Consider the following 25,080-nt stretch of genomic DNA (forward strand, 5'->3'; position numbering starts at 1 on the left):
TGTAAAACTTCCTAGTTTTATTGATTTTTTAGCATATTAGTAGTAATTTAAGTATATATTTAAATTTAGGAGGGTAATTATGTATTCTTTTGTTGATTATAGAATTACAGACATAGAAATAAACAACTTAAAAAAATGCGGAGTAATTCCAATTAAAGTTCCAAAAACTAATCTTGTATATGATGCAATAAATGGTCATCCAGACATTCAACTAGCTGTAGTTAATTCTGAGGTACTAGTTCATAAAGATATAGATAGTTCTTTCATTAATATATTGAAAGATTATAATATAGCTTATTCCTTCTCAAAAAACTCATTAAAAAACAATTATCCAGGCGATATAATCTTAAACGGATTAATTACAGAAGAATTTTTTATGCATAATTTAAAATATACTGATGATAACCTTTTATTAGCCCTTAACAATAAGCCTCATTTTAATGTAAAACAAGGATACACTAAATGTTCTGTTTTAAAAATTAAAGAAAATGCTTTTATCACCTCTGATAGGTTAATTTCAAACGCCCTAATTAAAGAGGGATTTGATTCTCTTCTAGTTCCACCAGGTGATATCAATCTTTATGGTTTTGACTATGGTTTTATCGGAGGTACCGGTGGTATGATTAGTGAAAATGAGATAGCTTTCTTTGGTAACTTGAATAATTATCTATATGGGGAGAATATAAAATCTTTTTTAAAAAAGCATGATGTAACTCCAATATATTTAAGTGATTCTAAGTTAATAGATCGCGGAAGTATTATCTCTATATAACTTCTATATATATTACGTTCTAGTAGTTAAAATGTTTCAATTTAAGAATAACAAAAGCTATAAAAGTTTGATTTCTTTAAAATAAACTTTATAGCTTTTTATTTTATCTTATAAAATTAAGCTTTCCATAGCCTAAATCTTTATATTTATCTAAGAACTCATGTATTGAAGCTATTATTTCTATCTTATCTTCTTTTTCTAAACTTCCTCTTCCCAGTCTGTCGCATAAGAAAACTAAAGTTATATCATTTATATCTACTTCCTTTAGCATCATATCCCTATTCCCAAAAGGAAGTTTTTTTTGGATATATAAAAAGTGCATATGATATTTAACTAAATTGCTCACAGTTTTTAAAAACTCTTCATCTTTAATTCCTACATCTCTCATAAATTTCATACTTTCTATTGCACCTACATTATCATGGTTATATGATGTCCATCTACCTTTTCTAATTTTTGTTGTGCTTATCTTTCCAATATCGTGCATAAGAAGCGCCCACATAAAAGCACTTTTATCATTTGCATAATCTCTATAATACGCACCATTATCTAATACAAGCATAACGTGATTCCATACACTGCCCTCTGGGTGGTGTATTTTAGATTGTTCTATATCCTTTAATTTTTTAAGTTCTAAATAAGGATAACTATTAAGTTTTCCTTCCTTTAATAAATAATTAAAATATTCAGATGGCTTTTTACTATGAAGTAACACTTCATTTATCTTTTCAAAATTCAATTCCATCTTTTAAAATACACTCCTTTCAGTTCTAAATTTATTTTATCCAAAAAAAAAATAAAAATTCACACTTAAAAAAGTTGTAATATTTTTCAAAGTATTTTATATACTATTAATATATGGCGCTATAGCCAAGCGGTAAGGCAGAGGTCTGCAAAACCTTTATCCCCAGTTCAAATCTGGGTGGCGCCTCCAATAATAGAAAAAAAGGGGCTGTTGCAAAACTGATATGATACCTCCTAAGTAGACATGGTAAATAACCAAAATCTACTTAGGAGGTATTTTTATTCCAAAATCAAAACATACTCCAGAATTTCGTTCGATGATTTCTCAAGCATATTTAGATGGAGAAGGATCATATGAGTACTTATCTAAAAATATAATATAGGAAGAACAACTATTCAAAAGTGGGTAGCAGCATACCGTATTCACGGAATAAATGTATTTGTTCCAGTGGTTGGAAACAAAAGTTATTCTGCCAGCTTTAAAATGTCATGTGTTAAAGAAGTCATTTCGGGAGGCGAAAGCTCAGTTGATATTGCTTCTAAATATAATCTACATCCTAGCGTTTTAGAAAAATGTATGATATTTCTTATAGTCAAGTTTATTCTTGGGTGAAAAAATATCATAGCACGGGTGATAGCGTTTTAGTTGATAAACGTGGGCATCATAAAAAGATGATGAAGTTGATGAATTAGAACGTTTAAGGAGAGAAAACATGCATCTTAAACGCCAATTACAAGAAAGTGATATGGCAAACCAACTATTAGAAATTCAAGAGCTTCGAACTATAAATGGTTACACAGAAATGTTCCAGACCAAGAAAAGATAAACATAGAATTGGCACAGCTTATCAAGGAGTATGATGAACGTTTTAATCATATCCTTGGATATCGAAGTATGATCATTTTTTTCTGATAATCTTTTATCATAATTCTCAAAAAGATCTTCGTTTGATTTTGCTTTAGCTTCAGTTCGTTTGCTAAGCCACATATTGGATGGATTAAACTACGCAAAGCTTTATAAGGCGTACTCTTCTATCGGAAGAAAACCGGCAGTTGAACCAAAAATCATGTTCAAAATAATATCTTATGCATATTCTCAAAATATCTATTCAAGTAGAAAAATCATGCAAAAGAGATATAAATTTTATATGGTTACTTCAAGGATTTAAATCACCTGCCTAATTACGGAATATATTTAATAGGCTTATTTAAGTGCATCTAATATCAAAAAAATATCCGAATGATTAAAGTAATCTATAGATTGCTTTAATCATTCGGATATTTTTGTTTAAAACCGAAAAGGAGCGTTGCTCCTGATTAAAAATTAATCATTTTGCAACAGCCCCTTTTTTATTAACTTGCTTTTTTAACTTCTTTAAATGATATCCATCCTTTTCTTGCAATGTGATGCATATAAGGTACAACTCTATGAATTGAACTATCAATACTTTCATTACATTCTTTAGACATTATTTTGACAATATCATATATTGATCTTTTGCCATCAATAAGAAGCCACGCCTTTGTACAAAGCTCATCAAATGTTATATCACAAGTTGGTGATGTTTTATATAGCCATCCTATAAATTTCTTTACAGGGTCTTTCACCTCAAAATATATTACAACTTTATTATCTACTACCTTCCAATTATTATGTTTAATCTCAGGTACATAAAGAAGGAAGTTATAATTATCTTTTTTACTATTTTTATTTAACGCTTTCTTTTTCATGTTTTATTTTAAAATCCTTTCCACCTTTTACTGATGAATTATAGAACCATAAAGCAAGAAGTAAGAACATTATAAGTGGTAACCAATTACTTTGAGTAACTGCTGGTAATATATTTTCACCAAATCCAATATTTAAACCAAATGTTGTAAGCATTGCAACTATAATACCCATAATCGCACCACCGGCAACAAGTCCTGATGCTGTAAGTATTCCTTTTTCAACCGCTTCACCTTTAGCATCTTTATCTTCATCTTTCTTAAATCTCTTTTCAACTAAAACTCTTATAACTCCACCGGCTAATATTGTTGCATTTAAAGTTATAGGAAGATATACACCAAGTGCAACTGGTAAAATTGGAATACCTGCCATTTCACAGAATAATGATATAAATACCCCAACAAATACTAGTGTCCATGGAATTTGACCTGTTATAATACCATCCGCTAACATTTTCATAAGTGTAGCTTGTGGTGCTGGAACATCTAATGATCCAAGTCCATAAGCTTTATTTAGCATAAATATTACAACTGCAACCATAACTGCTGAAAATACCATTGCAACCCACATCCATATATGGTTATCCTTTGGAGTACCACCTATGATAAATGTTGTTTTTAGTCCTTGTGATGTTGCTCCTGCAACTCCAACAGCTGCAGCAACTATTGAAGTTACTATTAATGATTTTTCAACTCCAATACTACCTGAAAGTCCTGTTATTCTAAATATAATTGCTATAAATAGTAATGATGCAATTGCCATACCAGAAACCGGGTTATTAGATTCTCCAATTATACCAACCATTCTTGCTGATACAACTGCAAAGAAGAATGCAAATAACACTGCTAGTAGACCACCTAAAATTCCTGCTTTAAACATTGGTAAAAGCCAAGTTGCAAAGAATCCAACTAAAGCTGCTCCAATAAGCCAAACTATAGGTGTTTCCTTATTAGTTCTAACTTTAGCTGCTCCGTTTCCTTTTTCCTCATCTTTAACTAATCCTGTAATTGCTTGTTTAAAACTATTTATTATAGTAGGAAGGGATTTTGCAAGTGAAATAAATCCACCCATTGCAACAGCTCCTGCACCTATATATTTAATGTAGTTTGACCATACTTCCATAGCAGTCATTTGAGAAATTACTTTTGTTGATGGGAATATTGCACCACTAAGTCCTGCACCAAAGAATTTAATTAATGGAATAAGTCCAAACCATGCAACTAATGATCCTCCAAACATTAAAAGACCAACTCTAACACCAACTATAAATCCAACACCTAAAACTGGTGCTAAAGTATCAAATCCAACCATTGTTCCTTGATATCCTTTAAATGTATATGTTGTTTTTCCTCCCCACAATTTAAATCCATCAGACAAAAGGTTATATACTCCTCCAAGTCCAATGCCGACTAAAACCGTTTTAAATGAACTTCCACCTTGGCTTGCTGTAACTAATACTTCTGCAGCAGCCATACCTTCTGGATATACTAAATTCCCATGTTCTTCAACTATTAAGTATCTTCTAAGTGGAGTAATAAAGAATACCCCCATAGATCCACCTACAACTATAATTAATATTATAGTTAATAAACTAATATTAAATCCAGCTAAAATAAGTGAAGGTAATACAAAGACTGCGCAACCTGCTGCTGCTTCACCCATTCCAGATAATGAACATGCAAGATTAGCTTCTAAAATATTATTTCTTTTAAATGTTCCTTTTAATATTCCAACAGCTAATATTGCACCTGGTATTGCAGATGCTATTGTTATCCCAACTTTTAATCCTAAATAAGCATTTGCCGCAGCAAATATACATGCAATAATTACACCAACTATAATTGAATATCCTGTAGTTTCAGGCATAACGTCTGATGTTGGAACAAATGGTATATAATCTTCCCCCTTACAACCTCCATAAGCTGTAGATGATAACTTTTTTCTTTCTGCCTCCATTTTTATCACTCCTTAACATCTAAATTTGCAGAGAAGCCACAATTTTAAAATGTGACTTCTGCAATAATTAATATAATTATTTAATTTCTTTTAAAACTTCTAAAAGGAATTCATACACTCTCTTTGTAGATGATATACCTAAATGTTCATTTGAACTATGAGCGTCAAATATATCTGGTCCAAAACTTATCATGTCTGTGTCTTTCATTGTTTCTTTAAACAATCCGCATTCAAGACCAGCATGAATTGCAGTTACTTCTGCATCTTTATTAAACATTTCCTTATAAACTTTAAGGCATAATTCTCTAACCTTTGAATCAGGGTCATATTGCCACTCTGGGTATTCAGAGATTTTTGAAATTTTACCATTAGCCATAGAAGCTATTACAAATAAAGTATTAAACACTTCATATTTTAGGCTCTTTATAGAACTTCTTATTGACATAGTAATTTCTACGCCTTCTAAAGTAGTTTCAATAATTGCTAAATTTAAACTAGTTTGAACTAATCCTTCTATATCCATGCTCATGTTTTGAACACCATTTGGAACTGCAACTAAGAAGTTAATTACGTCATTAGTTTTATTACTTGTATATTGCTTCTTTAATTCAGAGCATGTACAATCAGAAACATTTAAAATTAATCCCTTATCAGTAACTCTGAATTCATTTTTAAATTCTTTTGAAACTTCTTTTACTACATCTTTTACTTTTATAATATCACTATCATTTTTTACTGATATTACAGATATGCATTCACGTGGAATTGCATTATGTTTAGTACCACCATTAATTTTTACAATATTAAAATCAACTGATTTCTTTATTTCAAATAATAGTCTGCCCATTAATTTATTAGCATTTCCTCTTTGCTTCTTTATTTCAAGACCTGAATGCCCTCCAAGTAATCCACTAACAGATACATTAATACATTTACCACTTATATCTTCTAATTCTTTTTCAAATACTGTCTTAGTGTTAATTCCACCAGCACATCCAGTTAAAAATTGACCTTCTACTTCTGAATCTATATTAAGTAAAATCTTTCCCTTTAATTTTGATGTATCAAGCTTCTCTGCTCCATTCATTGAAACTTCTTCACATGTAGTAAATACAACTTCTAATGCTGGGTGAATTGCTTCATTTGAATCTAATATCGCTAGTGCATAAGCTACTGCAATACCATCATCTGCTCCAAGTGTTGTATCTGTTGCATATAAGTAATCTCCTTCAATTCTTAAATTTAAAGGGTCCTTCGTAAAATTGTGATTACTATTTTCAGTCTTTTCACAAACCATATCCATATGACCTTGTATTATTACAGGAGTAGCATTTTCATATCCTTTTGTCGCTGGCTTTCTAATTACAACATTTAATGCTTCATCTTGTACAACTTCTAAATTTCTCTCTTTTGCAAAGTTAACTAAAAAATCACTTATTTCTTTTTCATTAAATGAACCATGAGGAATTGTAGTTAACTTTTCGAAAAATCCGAATACTTTTTTTGGTTCTAAATTTTCACATACTGACATAAATATCTCTCCCTTTTCTAGACGTATTTTTAGCAAAAGATACTTAGATTTCAAATTAATACAAACGTATATTTTGTATATATTAATCTAATATCTAAATTTTTCGCCTTAAGGAAATTGTAGACATTTACAGAAAAATAATCAATAAGGTGTGTATAAAATTAAAATAATAGTAATACAATAGACATAAATTTCAAATAATACTGTAATATTTTTAAGTAACTGAAAAAAGAGAGCATTCAAAAAAAATGAATACTCTCTTACAAATAAAACTATATTATTTTTTGCAATTTTCTAAAAGCTCTCCAATTTCATCGTGAGTTATTTCATACTTCTTATTACAGAAGTGACATACTATTTGTTCTGACTTATTTTCATCATATATAGCATTTAATTCTTTTTCACCAATACTAACTAATGCTTTAAGAACTCTTTCTTTAGAACAATCACATTTATAAGTTGGCTCTATACTATCTAGTACTTTAGGGTCCATATCTTCAAATATTTCTTCTACTATATCTTCTATAGTCTTACCTTCTTCAATAAGTGTTGTTATTGATTTCATATCTTGAATTCTATAACTTATAAGGTCTGCAAGCATTTCATCAGCACCTGGCATCATTTGAATTATAATTCCACCTGATGCTTTTATTGAAAGATCTTTATCAACTAATACTCCAAGTAAAACTGCAGATGGTGTTTGCTCTGATACAGTAAAGTAATATGCTAGATCTTCTGCAATTTCACCAGTATATATTGGAACCTGTCCAACATATGGATCTTTCATTCCCATATCTTTAATTACATATAGTAATCCGTTAGTTCCAACAGCACCACTTACATCAAGCTTACCATTTTCCTTAAGCGGAATGTCCACATTTGGATTTCCAATGAATCCTTTAACTGATCCATCTGAGTGTCCAGTAACTGTAACTCCCTTTAAATCTCCACCACCATCTATTTTTAATGTTACAACTTCTTTTTCTGACTTTAATTGCACTCCCATTAATGAACATGCAGTTAGCATTCTTCCAAGTGCAGCAGATGCAACTGGTGTACATTCATGTAAAGATACTCCTTCATTAACTAGATTAGTAGTGATACCTCCTATAAATCTAACCATTCCATCTTTAGCTGTACCTCTAATAATTTTATCTTTCATAAGTTATCCCTCCATCTCTTTCTTTACTACATATAGAATTCTCTCTGATAGATCTTCAACTTTTTTGTTATCATATCCATCAAATTTATCTAATATAGTAAATCTACATTCTTTTAATAATTTTTCTATTTGAGCTTCTTTGTATGCTCTTTCAAAATGTTCTTCTTCAAACTTTTCATAAAAATCACCTTTTTTTATAAAGAATGTTAAGAACATATTTACTATCTCATCTTCGAAAACATTTTCCCATGAATAAAATACATCATCAGAATTATAAGTATAAATGTTGTTTCCTAAGACAGTTGATAATTTGTAATACGAATTTATATCAAATACAAAAATACCTTCGTCTTTTAAATGATTATGAACACTTTTAAAGTATTCTACTATATCTTCTTCTTCTAATATGTAATTAGTAGAATCTAAAACACAACTTATTAAATCGAATTCACGATTTAGTGAAAGTTCAGTCATGTCTTGACATATTATTCTGCTTTTTATCTTTTCACTTTGAAACTTATCAAAAGCCTCAACTAGCATATCCTCTGAAAGGTCTACTGCAAATGAATGCTTAAAATCATTTGCCATTTTCACAGAAACATTTCCAGTACCACAAGCCAAGTCTAAGTAATCATCATTTTTAACATTATGCTCATTCATAATTTCTTTTAATCTATTTGCTATTTTATTATAATCTATATCTTCATTTATTAATTCATCATATATTTTAGCAAATTCACCATATGCCATAAAATTCCCCCATTTCTAAATATAAAAACACTAACATTTATATTATAATTATTTCTACATTAAGTCAAACTAATTACTTACATTATTATCTGTACTTTCATCTAATTTCTTTCTTCCTAATATAACGTCATTAGTTGGTATATGCATTTTCTTCTTTCTACTAGTCATTATGCCACCAATTCTTCCAGTCTCTTCTGCTGTTAGTGCTCCCCAGCCACCCCCATCAATTTTTTCACTTAATCCAAGTTCTTCTGCTATTTCATATTTAATTTTTTCTCTAAGCTTTTCTGCTTCTGTTAATTCTTTGTTTGATTTTATTTTTGATTTTATTATCTTTTTTAAAGGTGTTTTACTCAAAATTTCCTCACTCCATTCTTTATTGTTATTCTTTCCAGAAAAGCATGTATTATTCTCATAATTTATTAATATAATTTTGTGAAATGTTTTTTAACAAATGAGTTTTTGCCAATATTTTTCTCATATTACTTGATATTTATTTCATAAATCCTTATAGTTATTGTATATACAATTATATATAAAAGTATTGGAGGGATTAATTTGTATAACATTGCAATAGTTGGGGCTACTGGTAATGTAGGCAGAAAGTTTTTAAGTATTTTAGAGGAAAGGAATTTCCCTGTTAAAAACCTTTATCTTTTTGCTTCATCTAGATCAAAAGGAAAGAAAATGATTTTCAAAGGCGAAGAATATATTGTTGAAGAAACTAGTGAGGACAATATTAAATCAAAAGATATAGATTTTGCATTATTTTCAGCTGGTGGGGATGCTAGCTTAGAATTTGCACCTATATTCTCAAAATATGGTGCTGTTGTTATTGATAATAGTAGCGCTTGGAGAATGGACCCTAAAGTTCCATTAGTTGTTCCTGAAGTGAATCCAGAGGATATAAAGTGGCATAAAGGAATAATAGCTAATCCAAATTGTTCAACAATACAAGCTATGCCAGTTTTAAAAGTAATACATGATAAATATGGTTTAAAGAGAGTTGTTTACTCAACTTACCAAGCTGTATCAGGAGCTGGAATACAAGCTATAAAAGACTTAGAAGATGGAATTAAAGGTATCGCACCTAAAAAGTTCCCAAAACCAATTGTAGGTAATGTATTACCTCACATAGATGTCTTTTTAGAAAATGGATACACTAAAGAAGAAATGAAAATGATAAATGAAACAAGAAAAATACTTCATCTTGATGATTTAAAAGTAACTGCAACTACAGTTAGAGTTCCTGTATTAAATTCTCATAGTGAAAGTATCAATGTTGAAACATTAAAAGAATTTGAATTAAATGATGTAATTGATGCATTTGTTAATTCAGAAGGAATTACAGTTTGGAATGATGTTCAAAACCTTGAATATCCAACTCCACTTGAAGTTACTGATAAAGATGATGTTTACGTTGGAAGAATAAGAAGAGATTTTAGTATAGATAACGGATTAAACCTTTGGGTAGTTGCTGATAACATCAGAAAAGGTGCTGCACTTAATGCAGTTCAAATTGCAGAATTAATGATTAATAATAAATAGAACTGGAGGGATTTTAAAATGACAATATTTGAAGGTTCAGGTGTTGCAATTGTTACACCATTTACCAATGACTCAGTAGATTACGATAAATTAAAAGAACTTCTTGAATGGCATGTAAAAGAAAATACAGATGCTATAGTTATATGCGGAACTACAGGTGAAGCTACAACTATGACTTTAGAAGAAAAAAAATCAGTAATTAAATTTACAGTAGATACTATAAACGGAAGAATTCCTGTAATCGCAGGAAGTGGTTCAAATAATACAAAGTCTTCTGTAGAGATGTCTAAGTATTGTGAAAGTGTTGGAGTTTCTGCATTACTTGTAATTACTCCATACTATAATAAAACAAACCATAAAGGATTGATTAAACATTTTGAAACTATAAACGATGCTGTAAATATACCAATTATACTTTACAACGTTCCAAGTAGAACTAATATGAATATCACTCCTTCTACATTATTAGAACTTTCAAAATTTAATAACGTAGTTGCTATTAAAGAAGCTAGTGGAAACTTAAGCCAAGTAGCTGAAATGAAAGCTCTATGTGGTGATTCTATAGATATTTATTCAGGTAATGATGATCAAATAATACCTATCATGTCTCTTGGCGGAAAAGGTGTTATATCAGTCCTTGCAAATGTAATTCCAAATGAAGTTCATAATATGACTAGAATGTATTTAGATGGAAAGTGTCATGAAGCTTCTAAAATTCAAATAGATACATTAGAACTTTCAAATTCATTATTTTTAGAAACTAATCCAATCCCTGTTAAGACAGCACTTAATTTAATGGGCTTCAAGGTTGGTCCTCTAAGACTTCCATTATATGAAATGGATGAGAATCTACAAAAAGACTTAGAAAATACACTAAAGAAGTATAAATTAATATAAGGAGATATATATAATATGATTAAAGTAATATTAAATGGATGTTCAGGTAAAATGGGAACAGTAATTACAAATATATCAAATGATTTCAAAGACCTTGAAATCGTAGCTGGTATTGATGCATACAAAAAAGAAAATGCACCCTATAAAATATTTGAATCTCCAAAGGATGTTGATATAGATTATGATGTTTTACTCGATTTCTCAAGAGCTTCTGCTCTACAAGGTTTATTAGACCTTACAGAAAAGACAAAGAAACCTCTTGTAATTTGTTCAACAGGATTTTCTGATGAAGAGTTAGCACTTATAGATGAAAAAAGCACAACTCTTCCACTATTTAGATCAGCAAATATGTCACTTGGTATTAATTTAATAAATTCTCTACTAAAAAAAGTTTCTCCTCTTCTATACGGAAATTACGATATAGAAATTATTGAGAAGCATCATAATCAAAAAGTAGATGCCCCAAGTGGTACCGCACTTCTTTTAGCAGATACTATAAAAGAATCTTTAGAAGATGACACTAAATATGTTTATGGAAGATCCGGTTCTTCTAAACGTGAAAAAGAGGAAATAGGAATACACGCAGTAAGAGGTGGCTCTATTGTTGGAGATCACGATGTAATATTTGCAGGTACTGGAGAAGTTATTGAACTATCCCACAAAGCTATTTCTAGAGAAGTTTTCGCAGTTGGTGCTCTAAAAGCATGTGAATACATGGGGAATATTAAAAAACCTGGCCTTTATTCAATGGATGATGTTATAGGTTTATAAAAAGTAAAAGAGATAGTAGAATTTAATCTACTATCTCTTTTTAGTCTTATTTTATTTTTCTATAGATGCTTTATCGTAATATACTTGTCCAAGTGGTGAAACTACCATTCCTTTAACACTTTTATCTACTGCTTTTACGTCTGTATAGTAGTAAATTGGAATTATTGGCATTTCATCCATTAAGATATCTTCTGCTTTTCTTAAAGCTTCTTTTCTCTTAGCTACATCAGTTTCTTTCATAGCTGTTCTTATTAATTCATCATAATCCTTATTTGCGAATTTAGGATCGTTGTTACCAAGACCTGTCATCCACATATCTAAGAATGTCATTGGATCTAAGTAATCTCCAATCCATCCATGTCTAGCAATTTCGTATTGTCCATTTTTTCTTGAATCTTGGAATACAGCCCACTCTTGATTTACAAGTTTAACATTTACTCCAATTTTTGACCACATTTGTTGAATTGATTCAGCAATTGCTTTATTTCCTTCATCTGTATTATATGATAATTCAAGTTCTGGTAGTCCCTTACCATCTTTGTATCCTGCTTTTTCTAATAATTCTTTAGCTTTTTCTACATTTTTTTCATATTCATCTGGATTCCAATATTTCTTATCTGCGAATTCTTTTCCATCTGCGTCTTTCATTCCTGTTGGTACAAAACTCCAAGCTGGAGTCTGTCCGCCTTGTGCTACTTCATCAACTATTTGTTTTCTGTTTATAGCTAAATTAAGTGCTTGTCTAACTTCTTTCTTACCTAGAGCTTCTTTAACTTTAGGATCTAATTTATCAGCATGGTTGTTTACGTTTATTGCAAAGAAGTAAGTTCCTAATTTATCATAAATTTGAACAATTCCTTCTTCTTTACCATTTTTTATTTCAACTGTAGGAACTTTATCTGAAACTTGAATTTCTCCATTCTTAACTGAAGCATAAGCTGAAGTTTCATCTGCTATCATCTTGAAAGTTAACTTATCAAGTTTTACAGAATCTTTATTCCAATAATTATCATTTTTAGCTAACTCATATGCATCTTTCATTTTGTAATCTGTCATTTTGAAAGGACCATTTGAAACATATGTGTCAGCCTTTTGAGTCCATGTATCTTTATTAGCATCAACTATGTCTTGTCTTACTGGCATATATGTTGGGAATGCTGTAAGTTCTAAGAAATATGGTGTTGGATTTTTAAGTGTAACTTCTAAAGTTTGAGGATCAACAACCTTTATTCCTAAATCTTCTGCCTTACCTTTTCCAGTATTAAATTCTTCTGCACCTTTAATATAATATAATTGGAATGCATAATCAGCTGCTACTTTAGGATCTAATGCTCTAGTCCAAGCATACTTAAAGTCATCTGCTGTTACTTCCTTACCATCTGACCATTTTGCATCTTTTCTAAGTTTAAATGTATAAACCAACTTGTCATCAGATACTTTAACATCTTCTGCAACCCCAGGTGCTGGTTTTAAATTTTCATCCATTCTATAAAGACCTTCAAAGGCATTTGCAATTACGATAGATCCATCTACAGCATTGTTAAGTGCTGGATCTATTGTCTTTACCTCCGTTCCCAAATTATGGATTAAATGTTGTTCTGAACTTCCGCCACTTGAATCTTTGTCACCACAACCAGCTAGTACTGATGTTCCAAGTACTGCTGTTAGCACAAGAGCGCAAATCTTTTTAATTTTGCTATTTTTCATCTCTTTTCCCCCTTAATATTTCTTATATATAATTCAATTTAATGAATTAAATAACTATTAGAATAAATGACATGCTACAAAGTGTCCAGGTTCTACTTCTTTAACTTCTGGATCAACCTTACCGCATATATCTTTTGCGTATTTACATCTTCCTTTAAATCTGCAACCTGGTTCCGGATCAATAGGAGATGGAATATCCCCTTCTAAAACTATTCTGTTATTAGATTTTGCAAGGTTTGGATCCGGTATTGGAACTGCTGATAAAAGAGCTTTTGTATATGGATGTTTCGGATTTAAATAAACATCATCACTTGGTCCTTTTTCAACCATTTTACCTAAGTACATTACCCCAATGTGAGTTGAAATATGTTTTACCATTGAAAGGTCATGGGCAATAAAAAGGTAAGTAAGTCCAAGTTCTTCTTGTAACTCTTCAAGCATATTTATAACTTGCGCTTGTATTGATACATCAAGAGCTGAAATTGGCTCATCACACACTATAAATTCTGGTTCAACTGCAAGTGCTCTTGCTATTCCAATTCTTTGTCTTTGTCCTCCTGAGAACTCATGTGCATACCTATTTATATGGCTTCCATTAAGTCCTACTTTATCAAGAAGATATCTAATTCTAGCTTCTCTTTCTTTTCCTTTATGCAATCCATGAATGTCTATTGCTTCCCCAATAATATCTCCAACAGTCATTCTTGGATTAAGTGATGCATATGGATCTTGGAATATCATCTGCATCTTTCTTCTTAATGGGATCATTTGTTTCTCACTTAAATTTGTAATATCTTCACCATTAAATATTATTTGACCACTTGTTGGATTATATAACTTTAGTATAGTTCTTCCAGTAGTTGTCTTACCACAACCTGATTCTCCAACAAGACCTAATGTCTCACCTTTATTTATGCTAAAAGATACATCATCTACAGCCTTAACATAACTTGGCTCTCCAAATAATTTCTTTTTAGCTGGGAAGAACTTACAAAGATTTTTAACTTCTAAAACTACTTCTTTATTACTCATAAAATTATTCCTCCCTTCCTACAGGTGCTTTAACCTTTGGTGCATCTTCATGACAAAGCCAGCAAGCTGCTTTATGTCCTTTTGAAATATCAAATAATGGTGGTTGATTCTCAAGACAAACTTTCATAGCATAATCACATCGCGCTGCGAAAGGACAACCAGTTGGCGGTTTTAATAAATCAGGTGGTTGACCTTCAATTGGAATTAACTTTTCCTTAATACCGCTCTTTGGGTTAGGAACAGATTTTAAAAGTCCCCATGTATATGGATGTTTTGGACTATAGAATATATCCTCATCCGTCCCTTCTTCAACAACTATGCCACCATACATTACATATATTCTAGAACAAAGATCTGCAACAACTCCTAAATCATGTGTTATAAGAATTATTGAACTATTAACCTTTTCCTTTAATTCTTTCATTAAATCTAGTATTTGAGCTTGAATTGTAACATCTAATGCAGTAGTTGGTTCATCTGCTATTATAAGATTCGGTTCACATATTAAACTCATTGCAATCATTGCTCTTTGCCTCATGCCACCTGAAAACTCATGTGGATATTGCTTCATTCTCTTTTCTGGACTTGGTATACCAACTGTATCAAGCATTTTTATAGCTTCTTCCCAAGCCTTACTTTTACTATATCCTCTATGCTTAACTAAAGGTTCTATAAGCTGATTTCCTATTGTAAAAAGTGGATTTAAAGATGTCATAGGATCTTGGAATATCATACCCATTTCATTTCCTCTTACTGACTCCATCTCTTTTTCAGATATTTTGGCAATATCTCTTCCACCAAATATTACTTCGCCTTCAGTTATTTTTCCATTTTCTGATAAAAGCCTCATTATTGACATCATTGTTACTGATTTACCGCAACCTGACTCTCCAACAACCCCTATAGCTTCTCCTTTGTCTACATAGAATGAAATTCCACGTACTGCTTGAACATCTCCTATATGTGTTTTAAAGGAGGTTCTTAAATTGTTAACTTCTATTAATTTACTCATTTTAACCCCTCCTACTTTTGGTGCTTTGGATCTAACGCTTCAGTTAATCCATCTCCTAGCATATTGAATGAAAGTATAATTAAACATATCATTGCAGCTGGGAAGAATAATTGATATGGATATAAGTATATAGCTGACATTGCATCATTACAAAGAGTTCCAAGTGATGCAAGTGGTGCGTTTATACCTAGTCCTAAGAAGCTTAAAAATGCTTCTGTAAATATCGCTGATGGAACTAAAAGTGTCATCGTAACTATAATTGAACCAATACAATTTGGTATTAAATGTCTAAATAAAATTCTGAATTTTGAAGCTCCTAAAGTTCTTGCTGCAAGTACAAATTCTTGCTGCTTTAATTGAAGGATATCTCCCCTAACTATTCTTGCCATTCCAACCCAATAAGATATTGAAAGTGCTAATATAATTGGAAGTAATCCTGATCCTCCAATATTTGCTTCTTTAAATAAAGCCATTAATAATACAACATAGATTATTGAAGGAATTGAATATAATACATCTACTATTCTCATCATTATATTATCTATTGTTCCTCCAAAGAACCCTGCAATTCCTCCATATACAACTCCAATAACTAAATTAATTACTGCTGCTGCAACTCCAATTATCAATGAATATCTAGCGCCGTAAGCTAATCTTACAAAAAGATCACGTCCTAGTTTATCTGTACCCATAAAATGTTCCATAGATGGCTTCGCGTTTGTCATTGATAAATCTGTTGCATCATAAGCATACTTTGATATAAGTGGAGTAACTATCGCAAAGATAGTAACTATTATTACTACTATTAAAGATATTAAAGCTACCTTATTACTTTTAAGTCTTCTCCACGCATCTTTCCAATAACCAACACTAGGTCTAACAATTTGTTCAAAGTTCTTCTCTTCTTCACTAAGAGGAGTAAACAATGACTTATCTAATTTCGTATTTTTTCCCATGGTTTTTCTCCTCCTAACCTTCTATATTATCTAGTTTTATTCTAGGATCTATAACTACATATAAAATATCTACTATTAAGTTACAAACAACTACAAGAGTACTATAAAAAACTATAACTCCTAAAAGTGCTGTGTAGTCTCTGTTTGAAACTGTAGATACGAACTCATTTCCAAGGCCTGGAATTGCGAATATTTTTTCAACAACAAAACTTCCTGTCATTATTCCAGCAACTAGTGGCCCCAAATATGTCACAACTGGAATAAGTGAATTTCTTAAGGCATGTTTTAAAATAACAGTCCTTTTAGAAAGTCCCTTTGCTGTAGCTGTTCTAATATAATCTGCTTTTAATACGTCAATAAGTTTACTTCTTGTAAGTCTAGTTATAAATGCCATTGAGCTACCTGCAAGTGCAATAACTGGCATTATATAATGTTGCCAACTTGAAAATCCTGTAGTTGGCAGTATTCCAAGCTTACTTGCAAAAATATAAATAAGTACTGCACTTAAAACGAAACTCGGTATTGTAATTCCAAGAGTTGCAATAAACATACATACTTTATCCGGCCATTTATTAGCCTTCAACGCTGCTATTATTCCAAGCCCAACACCTGCAACCATTGAAAATACAACAGCAACTAAACCAAGTTTAGCTGAATTTGGAAATCCTGCTTTTATTGTGTCTGATACTTGTCTTCCTCTAAATTTCATTGACTCCCCAAGATCACCTTTAAGTAAATTTTTAAGATACATTGTATATTGTTCACTTAACGGCTTGTCTAATCCATACTTAACCTCAAGATTCGCTTTAATTTCTGGTGTAATCTTGTCCCCATCAAAAGGACCACCTGGCATTAAACGAACAAGGAAAAACGTCAAGGTAATAACTACCCAAATTGTTATAATACTAGTAAATACTCTTTTTCCTATGTACTTTAACATTTTTAAAACCCCCATTTCATTATTTCATATATATACGGCGAATATTTATTATTAATTATATTATATCTATTACTTTTGTCAACGAATAATGTTAATCATAACGCATCATTTTTAATAATATATCAACAAAACCTAGGCTTATATTATTAAATTATCAAAAAGATAATAACAAATTAGAATACGTTTACATTTACTAGAATACATATTTTAAGGCACTTTATTAATATTATTTCATTTTTATGCATGTGTATATTTTTACCATTTATTTATTATTTTAAATATTTTTTTATGTAATTGTAAACTGTTTATAATTTATACATTTTTTCTTTTTTGTTCGTAGTAGCCGTACATTTTGAATGATGCAAGTTCTAAACTTTTATTTTTTACATGTTAATACGGTATAAATCGCATAATACTATGTTTTTTTGAATTATTTGATTATGCAACTTTCGTTTTTTGTCCTATTCTGCTTTAAAATAAAAAAATGCGACAATTATTTCACTAATTGTCGCATTTTTTATTTCTAAATTATATTTCTTTAATGAATTTTTCTATTTTATTTAATGCAAGTTCCAATTGTTCCTTAGAATAACAGTAAGATATTCTTATGTATCCCTCTCCCATTTTTCCAAATGCACTTCCTGGAACACAAGCTACTTTTTCTGAACTTAAAAGTTTTTCACAAAATTCTTCAGAACTCATATTGAATTTTTTAATTGATGGAAACACATAAAATGCACCTTTTGGATCTATAACATCTATACCCATCTTTTTCAATCTATCTACAACATATATTTTTCTACTATAAAATTCATCTCTCATAATATCTACATCACTCATTGAGTTTTTAAGTCCACTTAACATTCCATATTGAGCTATTGATGTAGCACAAGAAACATCATATTGATGAACTTTCATAATTTGTTCCATTAATTTATTCGTACAAGCTATATATCCAATTCTAAGACCAGTTGCTGAAAACATTTTTGAGAACCCACTAATATATATAATTTTATCTTTGATACTTTCATCTTGCGCAACTGAGTAATACTCATCATAAATTATAGATGCATATATTTCATCAGTTATTACAATAATATCTTCCTTCTTTATAAATTCAACTAGTTCATCTCTTCCATTCTTATCTAAAATAGCACCTGTTGGATTAGTTGGGAATGATAAAACTAAATATTTGCAATTATCTTTATTATATTTTTTCTTTATATTTTCTATATTAATAGTAAAATCCTCATTCAACTCGTAATTTACTACTTTTCCACCCACTATATTTACTATGCTTTCATAAGCTGGATATGCAGGACTTGCTATCATCACACCAGCATCTTCATCTAAAAGTGCCATAAGTGATATAAATATCCCTTCACTTCCTCCAACTGTTATGCAAATCTCTTCTTTATTATAATTAATATTTAACTTTTTTAAATATTTGCTAATCTCTTCCCTTAATTCTACGATGCCTGCATTTTGAGTGTAAGTTGTTTTGTTTTCTTTTAAAGCTTCAACAACTCCATCTTTAACTCCTTTTGGCATATCAAAATCCGGCTGACCAAGTGTTAATGATATTGCACCCTCCACTTTTAATACTTTATTGTAAAATTTTCTTATCCCTGAAATTTCAACAGCTTCAACTCTACTATTCATTTTTCTTCACTTTCCTTTTCTGCTATATATTAAATACAATTTTATAAATCTAATTAAATTTAATAGTTCCTTAAAAATATTCTACCTTAATATTATCATACTAGCAAATTTCACACTTTTTCTAAGAACCCCTTTTAATTGATAACATTTTTTATTATAATTAAATTATTACATATTTTAAAAGCAGAAGGGATGATATTATGGAATATAATTTTACAGATCCATATGAAATAGCAAGATTCATTAAAGAATCAAAAAAATCAACACCAGTTAAAGTTTACGTAAATGGTGATTTAACTGAAGCAAACTTAGATGAAATAGAATGGTACGGAGCTAATGGCTTCTATATATTAATTGGAGAATCTGATTTAATATCAAAAGTTATTTTAGATAACAAACATTTAATTAAACATTTTAGAATTGAAAATGATAGAAGAAACTCAGCAATACCAATGCTTGATATTCTTGAAGTAGAAGCTAGAATCGAACCAGGTGCTATCATCCGTGATAGAGTAACTATTGGTAAAAATGCAGTTATCATGATGGGGGCTGTTATAAACATAGGTGCTGAAATTGGTGAAGGAACAATGGTTGATATGAACGCTGTAATAGGTGCTCGTGGTAAACTTGGTAAGAATGTTCACTTAGGTGCTGGTGCTGTTGTAGCAGGAGTTTTAGAGCCACCTAGCAAGTCTCCTTGTGAAGTTTCAGATAATGCATTAATCGGTGCTAATGCTGTTATATTAGAAGGTGTTAAAGTTGGACGTGGTTCTGTTGTTGCAGCTGGTTCTGTTGTAACAGAAGATGTTCCAGATGGAGTTGTTGTTGCAGGTTCTCCTGCAAAGATTATAAAGACAGTTGATGATAAGACAAAAGACAAAACTCAACTTCTTGATGATTTAAGAAAATAATTTGAATTTAAAAAGGTATTTGAAATATTTCAAATACCTTTTTTTATATATCTAATTAAATTTTATACTGCGCCTTCTTCGTTACTTGTGTGAACATCCTCATCTTCTTTTCTTGATCTTTCCATTTTAGAAATTGAAACTTCATAAGCTATTTTTTTAACTACTTCTGTATCTGATACTTTCTTTTGATATTCTCTACTTTGTAGTCTACCCCATACCTTTATGTTATCTCCAACTTCTAACGTCTTGCAGAATCTAGAATTCCTTCCCCATGCTATAGTTGGAATATAGTCTGATTTATTATATGCTCTGTTTACTGCAAGTAAAACGTCTGCAATTTCCCTACCAAATGGTGTAGTTCTGTAAACAGGTTCTTTGCATATATATCCATCTAAAAATATTTCATTAGGATTTTTACTTCTTTCTATACAAGGCTCAATATTTCTAGCAAATACTGTAAGTATTAATTTGTTTGAACCTTCCATAAATTTATTATATGATCTTAATTGTCCTTCTACGATTACATCTTTACCAACGCTTATATCGAAGTCTGCTATTAATCTTTCTGAAACCGTTACGTTAAGTAAATCTACTGAATCACTTAATCGTTGTACCTCAAGACCAAATGTATAAAACCCTTCCCCATACATTTCGTGGCTATACTCTAATTCTGATACTACCTTTCCTTCAAGATAAATTTTGTTGTTTAACATTAAATTATCCATTGTAACCCCTCTCTCCCTTTGTAATAAACTAACTTTATATAAATTTAAATGACCCCCACAAGTACATTTCCATTATAATACATAATTTATGCAATTTTCAATATAAATTATAAATTTTTATGTTGTGTACCTAAAGAGTCAATATAAAATCCATCATTATATATAATATCTCCAACTTTTTTAAACTCATATCCTTCGCTTTGAAGCTCTTTTATAAGCTTTTCCAAATTACTTGGCGTATGCTTTGCATTATTATGAAAAAGCATTATTGATCCACTTTTAACCTTTTTTCTAACTCGCTCGTATTCAACAGTTTCACCGTCTTCCTTCCAATCTACAGAATCCGCATCCCATTGAATCGGCATATAATCTAAAGATAAAACTTTTTTTACTGCACTTTCACTGTAGTCTCCACTTGGAAATCTAAATAACTTAGATTTTACTCCAACTGTATCTTTTATTATCTTTTCAGTTTTCATAATTTCTTCTTCTATTTTCTCGTTACTTAATTTAGAGAAATTTGGATGTATATAACTGTGATTTCCTATTTCGTGACCACCCTCTTTTATCCTATTCAATTTTTCTTTGTTATCATCTGTATATGTTATCCACTTTCCCATTACAAAGAATGTTGCTTTTACATTATATTTATTTAATATAATTAATATGTCATCTAAATAATCTTTTTCAGCCCAGTTTATATCAAAACTAAGTGCGATCTCCTTTTTATCCGTATTAACGGAATGAATAGGCATCTTTACGTCCTCTCTATTAGCTATTGTCCTTATGCTACTAGAACTATTTAATACATATGATACTGCAAGTATTATTACTACAACTAGTGTTCCTAAACTTAAAATTAATTCTTTTTTTCTTCTATTATTCAAAACATAACTCCTATTATTAATCTAATTAATTATATTCCTTTACATTTTATTTAATTCCTCTATATTTATTCTTTTTAATTTTATGCTATAATTATTTATATATTTAAATAAATGGAGGCTTAGAGATGTACGAAGAGAGTTCATTAGAATTAGCAGAAAATAAATTATTGCTTTTATACATTTTGAAAACATTAAAACAGCCTATTTCTAATACACAACTCACTGAAATAGTGCTAGAAAATAGTTTTATTAATTACTTTACATTGCAACAATATGTAAATGAGCTTGAAGAAGCACAGTTTATTGAGTATTCTGAAGTAATGGATAAAAACTTAATGAAACTTACCCCTAAAGGAGATAGTGTTCTATCATTTTTTAAAGATAGAATTTCCTCTTCAAAGATGTCACTTATTAATGAATATATTAAGTCACATATAGATTTAATCAAGAAGGAATTAACAATACATAGCGATTATACAATTGGTGAAAATGATACTTTTATTGTTGATATCAAAGCTCTAGAAGATGACTCTCCTTTAATCGAGCTTAAGTTATCAGTCCCAACAAAAAAACAAGCCACTTATCTTTGCAATAAGTGGCAGGAAAATCCTTCAGAAATATATAACGAAATTATCAATTTATTATTTGATGATTTGAAGTAACTAAAATCATTGCATTAGGTTCTTTTCCTAGTGTAATGATTTTTTCTTTATTATAGGATTTATCTAAAATATAAAGTTTATCATTAAAATAATCACTTATAAAATAATTTTCATTAAACTTTATAATAGACTTTGGCATCCCACTAATGTACATTTCTTTTTTTTCTAATTTTTTTTCTAAGTTCATTTCAAGTACAGTACTGTCCCCAGCATTTAACACATAGAGAATATCTTTACTTTCATAAATATCTACTGGCATAATTCCAACCTTTACTCTTTTTATAAGGCTGTAATCTTTAACTTTATAAATACTAACATAACCATCTTCACCATCGTCTAGAGAGCTTTCACAAACGTAAAACAATTCTCTGTTGCATGAAAACTTAACTTTAATTGGATACTCTGATACTTGTATAGCACCTACGTTTACATTTTCTTTTAAATCGATAATAGAAATTGTCTTATCAAGTAAATTCGATACTAACATAATTTCATTATCCTCGTTTATTGTTATATTCTGCGGTGAATTTCCTGAAGGAATTTTTAAAACAGTGCATCTCTCATCCAAATCATAAATAACTATAGCATTTAATTCATTGCATAGTGCATAAACATAATTCCTATAGATTTTTACATCAACTGGATTGGCACCTATATAATCACAATCTTCCTCCTTAAAATCTTTAATATTAAGAAGACTTATTGTATTATTGTAGCTATTAGCTACTACTCCTATTTCCCCCTTAACATCTATATTTGAGGGGCCCATAAGCCTTCCATCCACCCTTAAGTGTAGTGTTTCTAAACTCATATCATCTAAGTTTATTTTAGTTATAGAATCCTCTTTGGCATTACAAACATATATACTATTCATAACTTATACCTCCTAAGGAAGACTTATTCTTTATATAATATGATTCCATACTTAAATTAGCGACAAATTCCCCTTTATTTCTTTAAGCTTTCAAAGTATAATTGTATTAGAATTTTTTTAATTTTGGAGGTATTTATGTATACATATAAAACTAGTGGTGTTTGCTCCACTGAAATACATATTGATGTGAAAGATAATATAATTAACTCAGTTGAATTTGTACGTGGTTGTCCTGGAAATCTTTTTGGAATTTCTAAATTAGTTGAAGGCATGAATGTAGATGAAGCAATCGAAAAACTTACTGGCATTAAATGCGGTAATAAAGAAACATCATGTCCAGACCAATTATCTAAAGCTTTAATTGAAATTAAAAATGCTTAATTTCAGACAAGCTAAAAAAGGCTGATAAAACAGCCTTTTTTTTATTTTTTTATACTTTTATTTATTATACTTCTCATTTCACCTATCATATAAAGGGAACCTGTAACTAATATAATATCATCTTTTCTTGCTGTACTTAATGCACTATAAAAACCATCTTTATAATTTTCAAAACTTTTTACTTTATCATTAACTTTATAAATTTCTTTTTTAAGTTCAGTTGCAAGTTCAGCTCTATCACTATGCGGAGTAAGAGCTATTACATCTTCACTTAGAGGTACAATTGTATCAATCATCTCATTAACTTGCTTATCTGCAAGAATTCCAAGAATTAAGTGCATTTTATTATAATTAAAGTATTTTAGAACATTTTCTTTTAAACTTTTTATTCCTTGTATATTATGAGCTCCATCAATAACTATCAAAGGCTCTTTGCATAAAACTTCAAGTCTTCCGTTCCACCTAGCATCCTCTACACCAGTCTCTATGTTATTTAAATCAAACCCTTCTATTTCACTTAAAACTTCCACTGCCATAACTGCAACTTGACAGTTTACTATTTGATGCTCTCCAAGTAATCTTAAATTCATATCATAATCTTTAAGCAAACCTTTTATTTTTATTCTTTGATAAAAATCATCTTCATTAATATAATCTAATGATCTATTCTCTTTTTTAACTTCATAAACTTTTGAACTCTTTTCTTTACATATACTAATTAATACATTTTTAGCTTCTTCCATTTCTTGTGGGTACATTATAAGCGGTATATTATTTTTTATTATTCCACCCTTTTCTCCTGCTATTTCTTCTATAGTATTTCCTAATATATTAGTATGATCTAAGCTAATTGATGTTATTACAGTTAATACTGGGCTTACTACATTTGTCGAATCTAGTCTTCCACCAAGACCTACTTCCACAACCGCATAATCTACTTTTTCATCATAAAAATACTTAAACATTAAACATGTTATTATTTCAAACTCTGTTGGATGACTATATCCTTCTTCCATAACTTTATCAACAGCATCTTTTATAATTCCAACATAAATACCTAAATCAGCTTTACTTATGTTAACTTTATTAATTTGAATTCTTTCTTCAAATTCTTCTAAGAAAGGTGATGTATACATACCTGTCTTAAAACCTTCCCTTATAAGCATAGAAGTTAATATTGATGTTGTTGAACCTTTCCCATTTGTTCCTGCAATATGTATTACTTTAATTTTCTTATGTGGATTACCTAAAATTTCAAGTAACCTTTCTGTTCTTTCAAGTCCATAATTTGAACCAAAATTTCCTACTGTCTTTATATATTTCATTCCATCTTCATAATTCATTACTATTATTTTTCTCCTTATCTTACAATTTTTATAAAATTAATTATAATTTAATTTAAATTTCATACTATTAATAATTTAAGTATAAATATTTTCTGAGTAAAAGACTATAATAAAAGTATATGATA

At 30.0% G+C, this 25,080-nt stretch carries 25 protein-coding genes, 1 tRNA gene and 1 pseudogene; 10 read left to right on the plus strand and 17 right to left on the minus strand.

The window, feature by feature from the left end; translation table 11 throughout:
• The first annotated feature begins 79 nt into the window (after positions 1-79).
• Positions 80-772 carry a DUF6873 family GME fold protein gene (locus tag RSF37_RS08085; RefSeq protein WP_332563898.1) on the plus strand — a complete coding sequence of 231 codons (693 nt, stop codon included), beginning with the start codon at positions 80-82 and terminating at the stop codon, positions 770-772.
• A gap of 103 nt (positions 773-875) precedes the next feature.
• Here RSF37_RS08085 and RSF37_RS08090 read toward each other — a convergent pair whose 3' ends face one another.
• On the minus strand, positions 876-1,517 hold the full coding sequence (locus RSF37_RS08090) for an HD domain-containing protein (protein WP_332563899.1): 642 nt from the start codon (positions 1,515-1,517) through the stop codon (positions 876-878).
• Between the two features lie 115 nt (positions 1,518-1,632).
• Between RSF37_RS08090 and RSF37_RS08095 the strand changes: the two genes are divergently transcribed.
• From RSF37_RS08095 to RSF37_RS08105, 3 genes and pseudogenes are all read left to right on the plus strand, one after another.
• Positions 1,633-1,706 (plus strand) — tRNA-Cys (locus RSF37_RS08095).
• A 383-nt stretch (positions 1,707-2,089) separates the two neighbouring features.
• A complete protein-coding gene (locus RSF37_RS08100; RefSeq protein WP_332563900.1) occupies positions 2,090-2,209 on the plus strand; it encodes a helix-turn-helix domain-containing protein in 120 nt (39 codons plus the stop codon).
• Between the two features lie 272 nt (positions 2,210-2,481).
• Positions 2,482-2,692: pseudogene (locus tag RSF37_RS08105) on the plus strand (transposase); the annotation flags it as partial.
• 177 nt (positions 2,693-2,869) lie between these two features.
• Here RSF37_RS08105 and RSF37_RS08110 read toward each other — a convergent pair.
• The 6 genes from RSF37_RS08110 to RSF37_RS08135 form a co-directional block, all read right to left on the minus strand.
• Positions 2,870-3,247 carry a PqqD family peptide modification chaperone gene (locus tag RSF37_RS08110; protein WP_332563901.1) on the minus strand — a complete coding sequence of 126 codons (378 nt, stop codon included), beginning with the start codon at positions 3,245-3,247 and terminating at the stop codon, positions 2,870-2,872.
• Positions 3,225-5,201 (minus strand): OPT family oligopeptide transporter, encoded by a 1,977-nt coding sequence (locus RSF37_RS08115; RefSeq protein WP_332563902.1) that lies wholly within the window; start codon positions 5,199-5,201, stop codon positions 3,225-3,227. The genes RSF37_RS08110 and RSF37_RS08115 overlap by 23 nt, the downstream gene beginning before the upstream one ends.
• A gap of 76 nt (positions 5,202-5,277) precedes the next feature.
• Complete coding sequence (locus tag RSF37_RS08120; RefSeq protein WP_332563903.1) at positions 5,278-6,732, minus strand: aminoacyl-histidine dipeptidase; 1,455 nt, start codon at positions 6,730-6,732, stop codon at positions 5,278-5,280.
• 277 nt (positions 6,733-7,009) lie between these two features.
• The gene (hslO, locus tag RSF37_RS08125; RefSeq protein ID WP_332563904.1) at positions 7,010-7,894 is read right to left on the minus strand and encodes an Hsp33 family molecular chaperone HslO; all 885 of its coding nucleotides are present in this window, start codon (positions 7,892-7,894) and stop codon (positions 7,010-7,012) included.
• A gap of 3 nt (positions 7,895-7,897) precedes the next feature.
• Positions 7,898-8,644, minus strand: a complete 747-nt coding sequence (locus tag RSF37_RS08130; RefSeq protein ID WP_332563905.1) for a class I SAM-dependent DNA methyltransferase — start codon at positions 8,642-8,644, stop codon at positions 7,898-7,900.
• A 69-nt stretch (positions 8,645-8,713) separates the two neighbouring features.
• The gene (locus RSF37_RS08135) at positions 8,714-9,001 is read right to left on the minus strand and encodes a small, acid-soluble spore protein, alpha/beta type (RefSeq protein WP_332563906.1); all 288 of its coding nucleotides are present in this window, start codon (positions 8,999-9,001) and stop codon (positions 8,714-8,716) included.
• Between the two features lie 201 nt (positions 9,002-9,202).
• Between RSF37_RS08135 and RSF37_RS08140 the strand changes: the two genes are divergently transcribed.
• The 3 genes from RSF37_RS08140 to dapB are packed head-to-tail and all read left to right on the plus strand — an operon-like array spanning position 9,203 to position 11,860.
• On the plus strand, positions 9,203-10,192 hold the full coding sequence (locus RSF37_RS08140) for an aspartate-semialdehyde dehydrogenase (RefSeq protein ID WP_332563907.1): 990 nt from the start codon (positions 9,203-9,205) through the stop codon (positions 10,190-10,192).
• An 18-nt stretch (positions 10,193-10,210) separates the two neighbouring features.
• Positions 10,211-11,089 carry a 4-hydroxy-tetrahydrodipicolinate synthase gene (dapA, locus tag RSF37_RS08145; protein ID WP_332563908.1) on the plus strand — a complete coding sequence of 293 codons (879 nt, stop codon included), beginning with the start codon at positions 10,211-10,213 and terminating at the stop codon, positions 11,087-11,089.
• A gap of 15 nt (positions 11,090-11,104) precedes the next feature.
• Positions 11,105-11,860, plus strand: a complete 756-nt coding sequence (gene dapB, locus RSF37_RS08150; protein ID WP_332563909.1) for a 4-hydroxy-tetrahydrodipicolinate reductase — start codon at positions 11,105-11,107, stop codon at positions 11,858-11,860.
• A gap of 51 nt (positions 11,861-11,911) precedes the next feature.
• On the opposite strand, the gene RSF37_RS08155 is transcribed toward dapB, so the two are convergent.
• The 6 genes from RSF37_RS08155 to RSF37_RS08180 form a co-directional block, all read right to left on the minus strand.
• Positions 11,912-13,567, minus strand: a complete 1,656-nt coding sequence (locus tag RSF37_RS08155) for a peptide ABC transporter substrate-binding protein (protein WP_332563910.1) — start codon at positions 13,565-13,567, stop codon at positions 11,912-11,914.
• Positions 13,568-13,624: 57 nt separating this feature from the next.
• Entirely contained in the window at positions 13,625-14,599 is a 975-nt protein-coding gene (locus RSF37_RS08160; RefSeq protein ID WP_332563911.1) for an ABC transporter ATP-binding protein, read from the minus strand.
• A 4-nt stretch (positions 14,600-14,603) separates the two neighbouring features.
• Positions 14,604-15,611, minus strand: coding sequence for an ABC transporter ATP-binding protein (locus RSF37_RS08165; protein WP_332563912.1), 1,008 nt, complete (start codon positions 15,609-15,611; stop codon positions 14,604-14,606).
• An 11-nt stretch (positions 15,612-15,622) separates the two neighbouring features.
• Positions 15,623-16,567 (minus strand): ABC transporter permease, encoded by a 945-nt coding sequence (locus RSF37_RS08170; protein ID WP_332563913.1) that lies wholly within the window; start codon positions 16,565-16,567, stop codon positions 15,623-15,625.
• 13 nt (positions 16,568-16,580) lie between these two features.
• The gene (locus RSF37_RS08175) at positions 16,581-17,507 is read right to left on the minus strand and encodes an ABC transporter permease (protein ID WP_332563914.1); all 927 of its coding nucleotides are present in this window, start codon (positions 17,505-17,507) and stop codon (positions 16,581-16,583) included.
• A 528-nt stretch (positions 17,508-18,035) separates the two neighbouring features.
• A complete protein-coding gene (locus RSF37_RS08180) occupies positions 18,036-19,169 on the minus strand; it encodes a pyridoxal phosphate-dependent aminotransferase (protein WP_332563915.1) in 1,134 nt (377 codons plus the stop codon).
• Positions 19,170-19,369: 200 nt separating this feature from the next.
• Here RSF37_RS08180 and dapD point away from each other — a divergent pair, with 200 nt between their 5' ends.
• Entirely contained in the window at positions 19,370-20,080 is a 711-nt protein-coding gene (gene dapD, locus RSF37_RS08185) for a 2,3,4,5-tetrahydropyridine-2,6-dicarboxylate N-acetyltransferase (protein ID WP_332563916.1), read from the plus strand.
• A 62-nt stretch (positions 20,081-20,142) separates the two neighbouring features.
• Here dapD and RSF37_RS08190 read toward each other — a convergent pair whose 3' ends face one another.
• On the minus strand, positions 20,143-20,805 hold the full coding sequence (locus RSF37_RS08190) for a single-stranded DNA-binding protein (protein WP_332563917.1): 663 nt from the start codon (positions 20,803-20,805) through the stop codon (positions 20,143-20,145).
• A gap of 107 nt (positions 20,806-20,912) precedes the next feature.
• Positions 20,913-21,692: a polysaccharide deacetylase family protein gene (locus RSF37_RS08195; RefSeq protein WP_332563918.1), complete on the minus strand. Its 780-nt coding sequence runs from the start codon at positions 21,690-21,692 to the stop codon at positions 20,913-20,915.
• A gap of 125 nt (positions 21,693-21,817) precedes the next feature.
• Between RSF37_RS08195 and RSF37_RS08200 the strand changes: the two genes are divergently transcribed.
• Positions 21,818-22,354 (plus strand): DUF4364 family protein, encoded by a 537-nt coding sequence (locus tag RSF37_RS08200; protein WP_332563919.1) that lies wholly within the window; start codon positions 21,818-21,820, stop codon positions 22,352-22,354.
• Here the strand turns inward: RSF37_RS08200 and RSF37_RS08205 are convergent.
• Positions 22,326-23,228 (minus strand): YncE family protein, encoded by a 903-nt coding sequence (locus RSF37_RS08205; protein ID WP_332563920.1) that lies wholly within the window; start codon positions 23,226-23,228, stop codon positions 22,326-22,328. The genes RSF37_RS08200 and RSF37_RS08205 overlap by 29 nt on opposite strands.
• 135 nt (positions 23,229-23,363) lie before the next feature.
• On the opposite strand from RSF37_RS08205, the gene RSF37_RS08210 reads away from it, so the two are divergent.
• Positions 23,364-23,609 (plus strand): TIGR03905 family TSCPD domain-containing protein, encoded by a 246-nt coding sequence (locus RSF37_RS08210; RefSeq protein WP_332563921.1) that lies wholly within the window; start codon positions 23,364-23,366, stop codon positions 23,607-23,609.
• A gap of 41 nt (positions 23,610-23,650) precedes the next feature.
• On the opposite strand, the gene RSF37_RS08215 is transcribed toward RSF37_RS08210, so the two are convergent.
• On the minus strand, positions 23,651-24,958 hold the full coding sequence (locus RSF37_RS08215; protein WP_332563927.1) for a bifunctional folylpolyglutamate synthase/dihydrofolate synthase: 1,308 nt from the start codon (positions 24,956-24,958) through the stop codon (positions 23,651-23,653).
• Between the last annotated feature and the right edge of the window lie 122 nt (positions 24,959-25,080).

This window comes from Clostridium sp. (assembly GCF_036643715.1).
Classification (GTDB): Bacteria; Bacillota; Clostridia; order Clostridiales; family Clostridiaceae; genus Clostridium.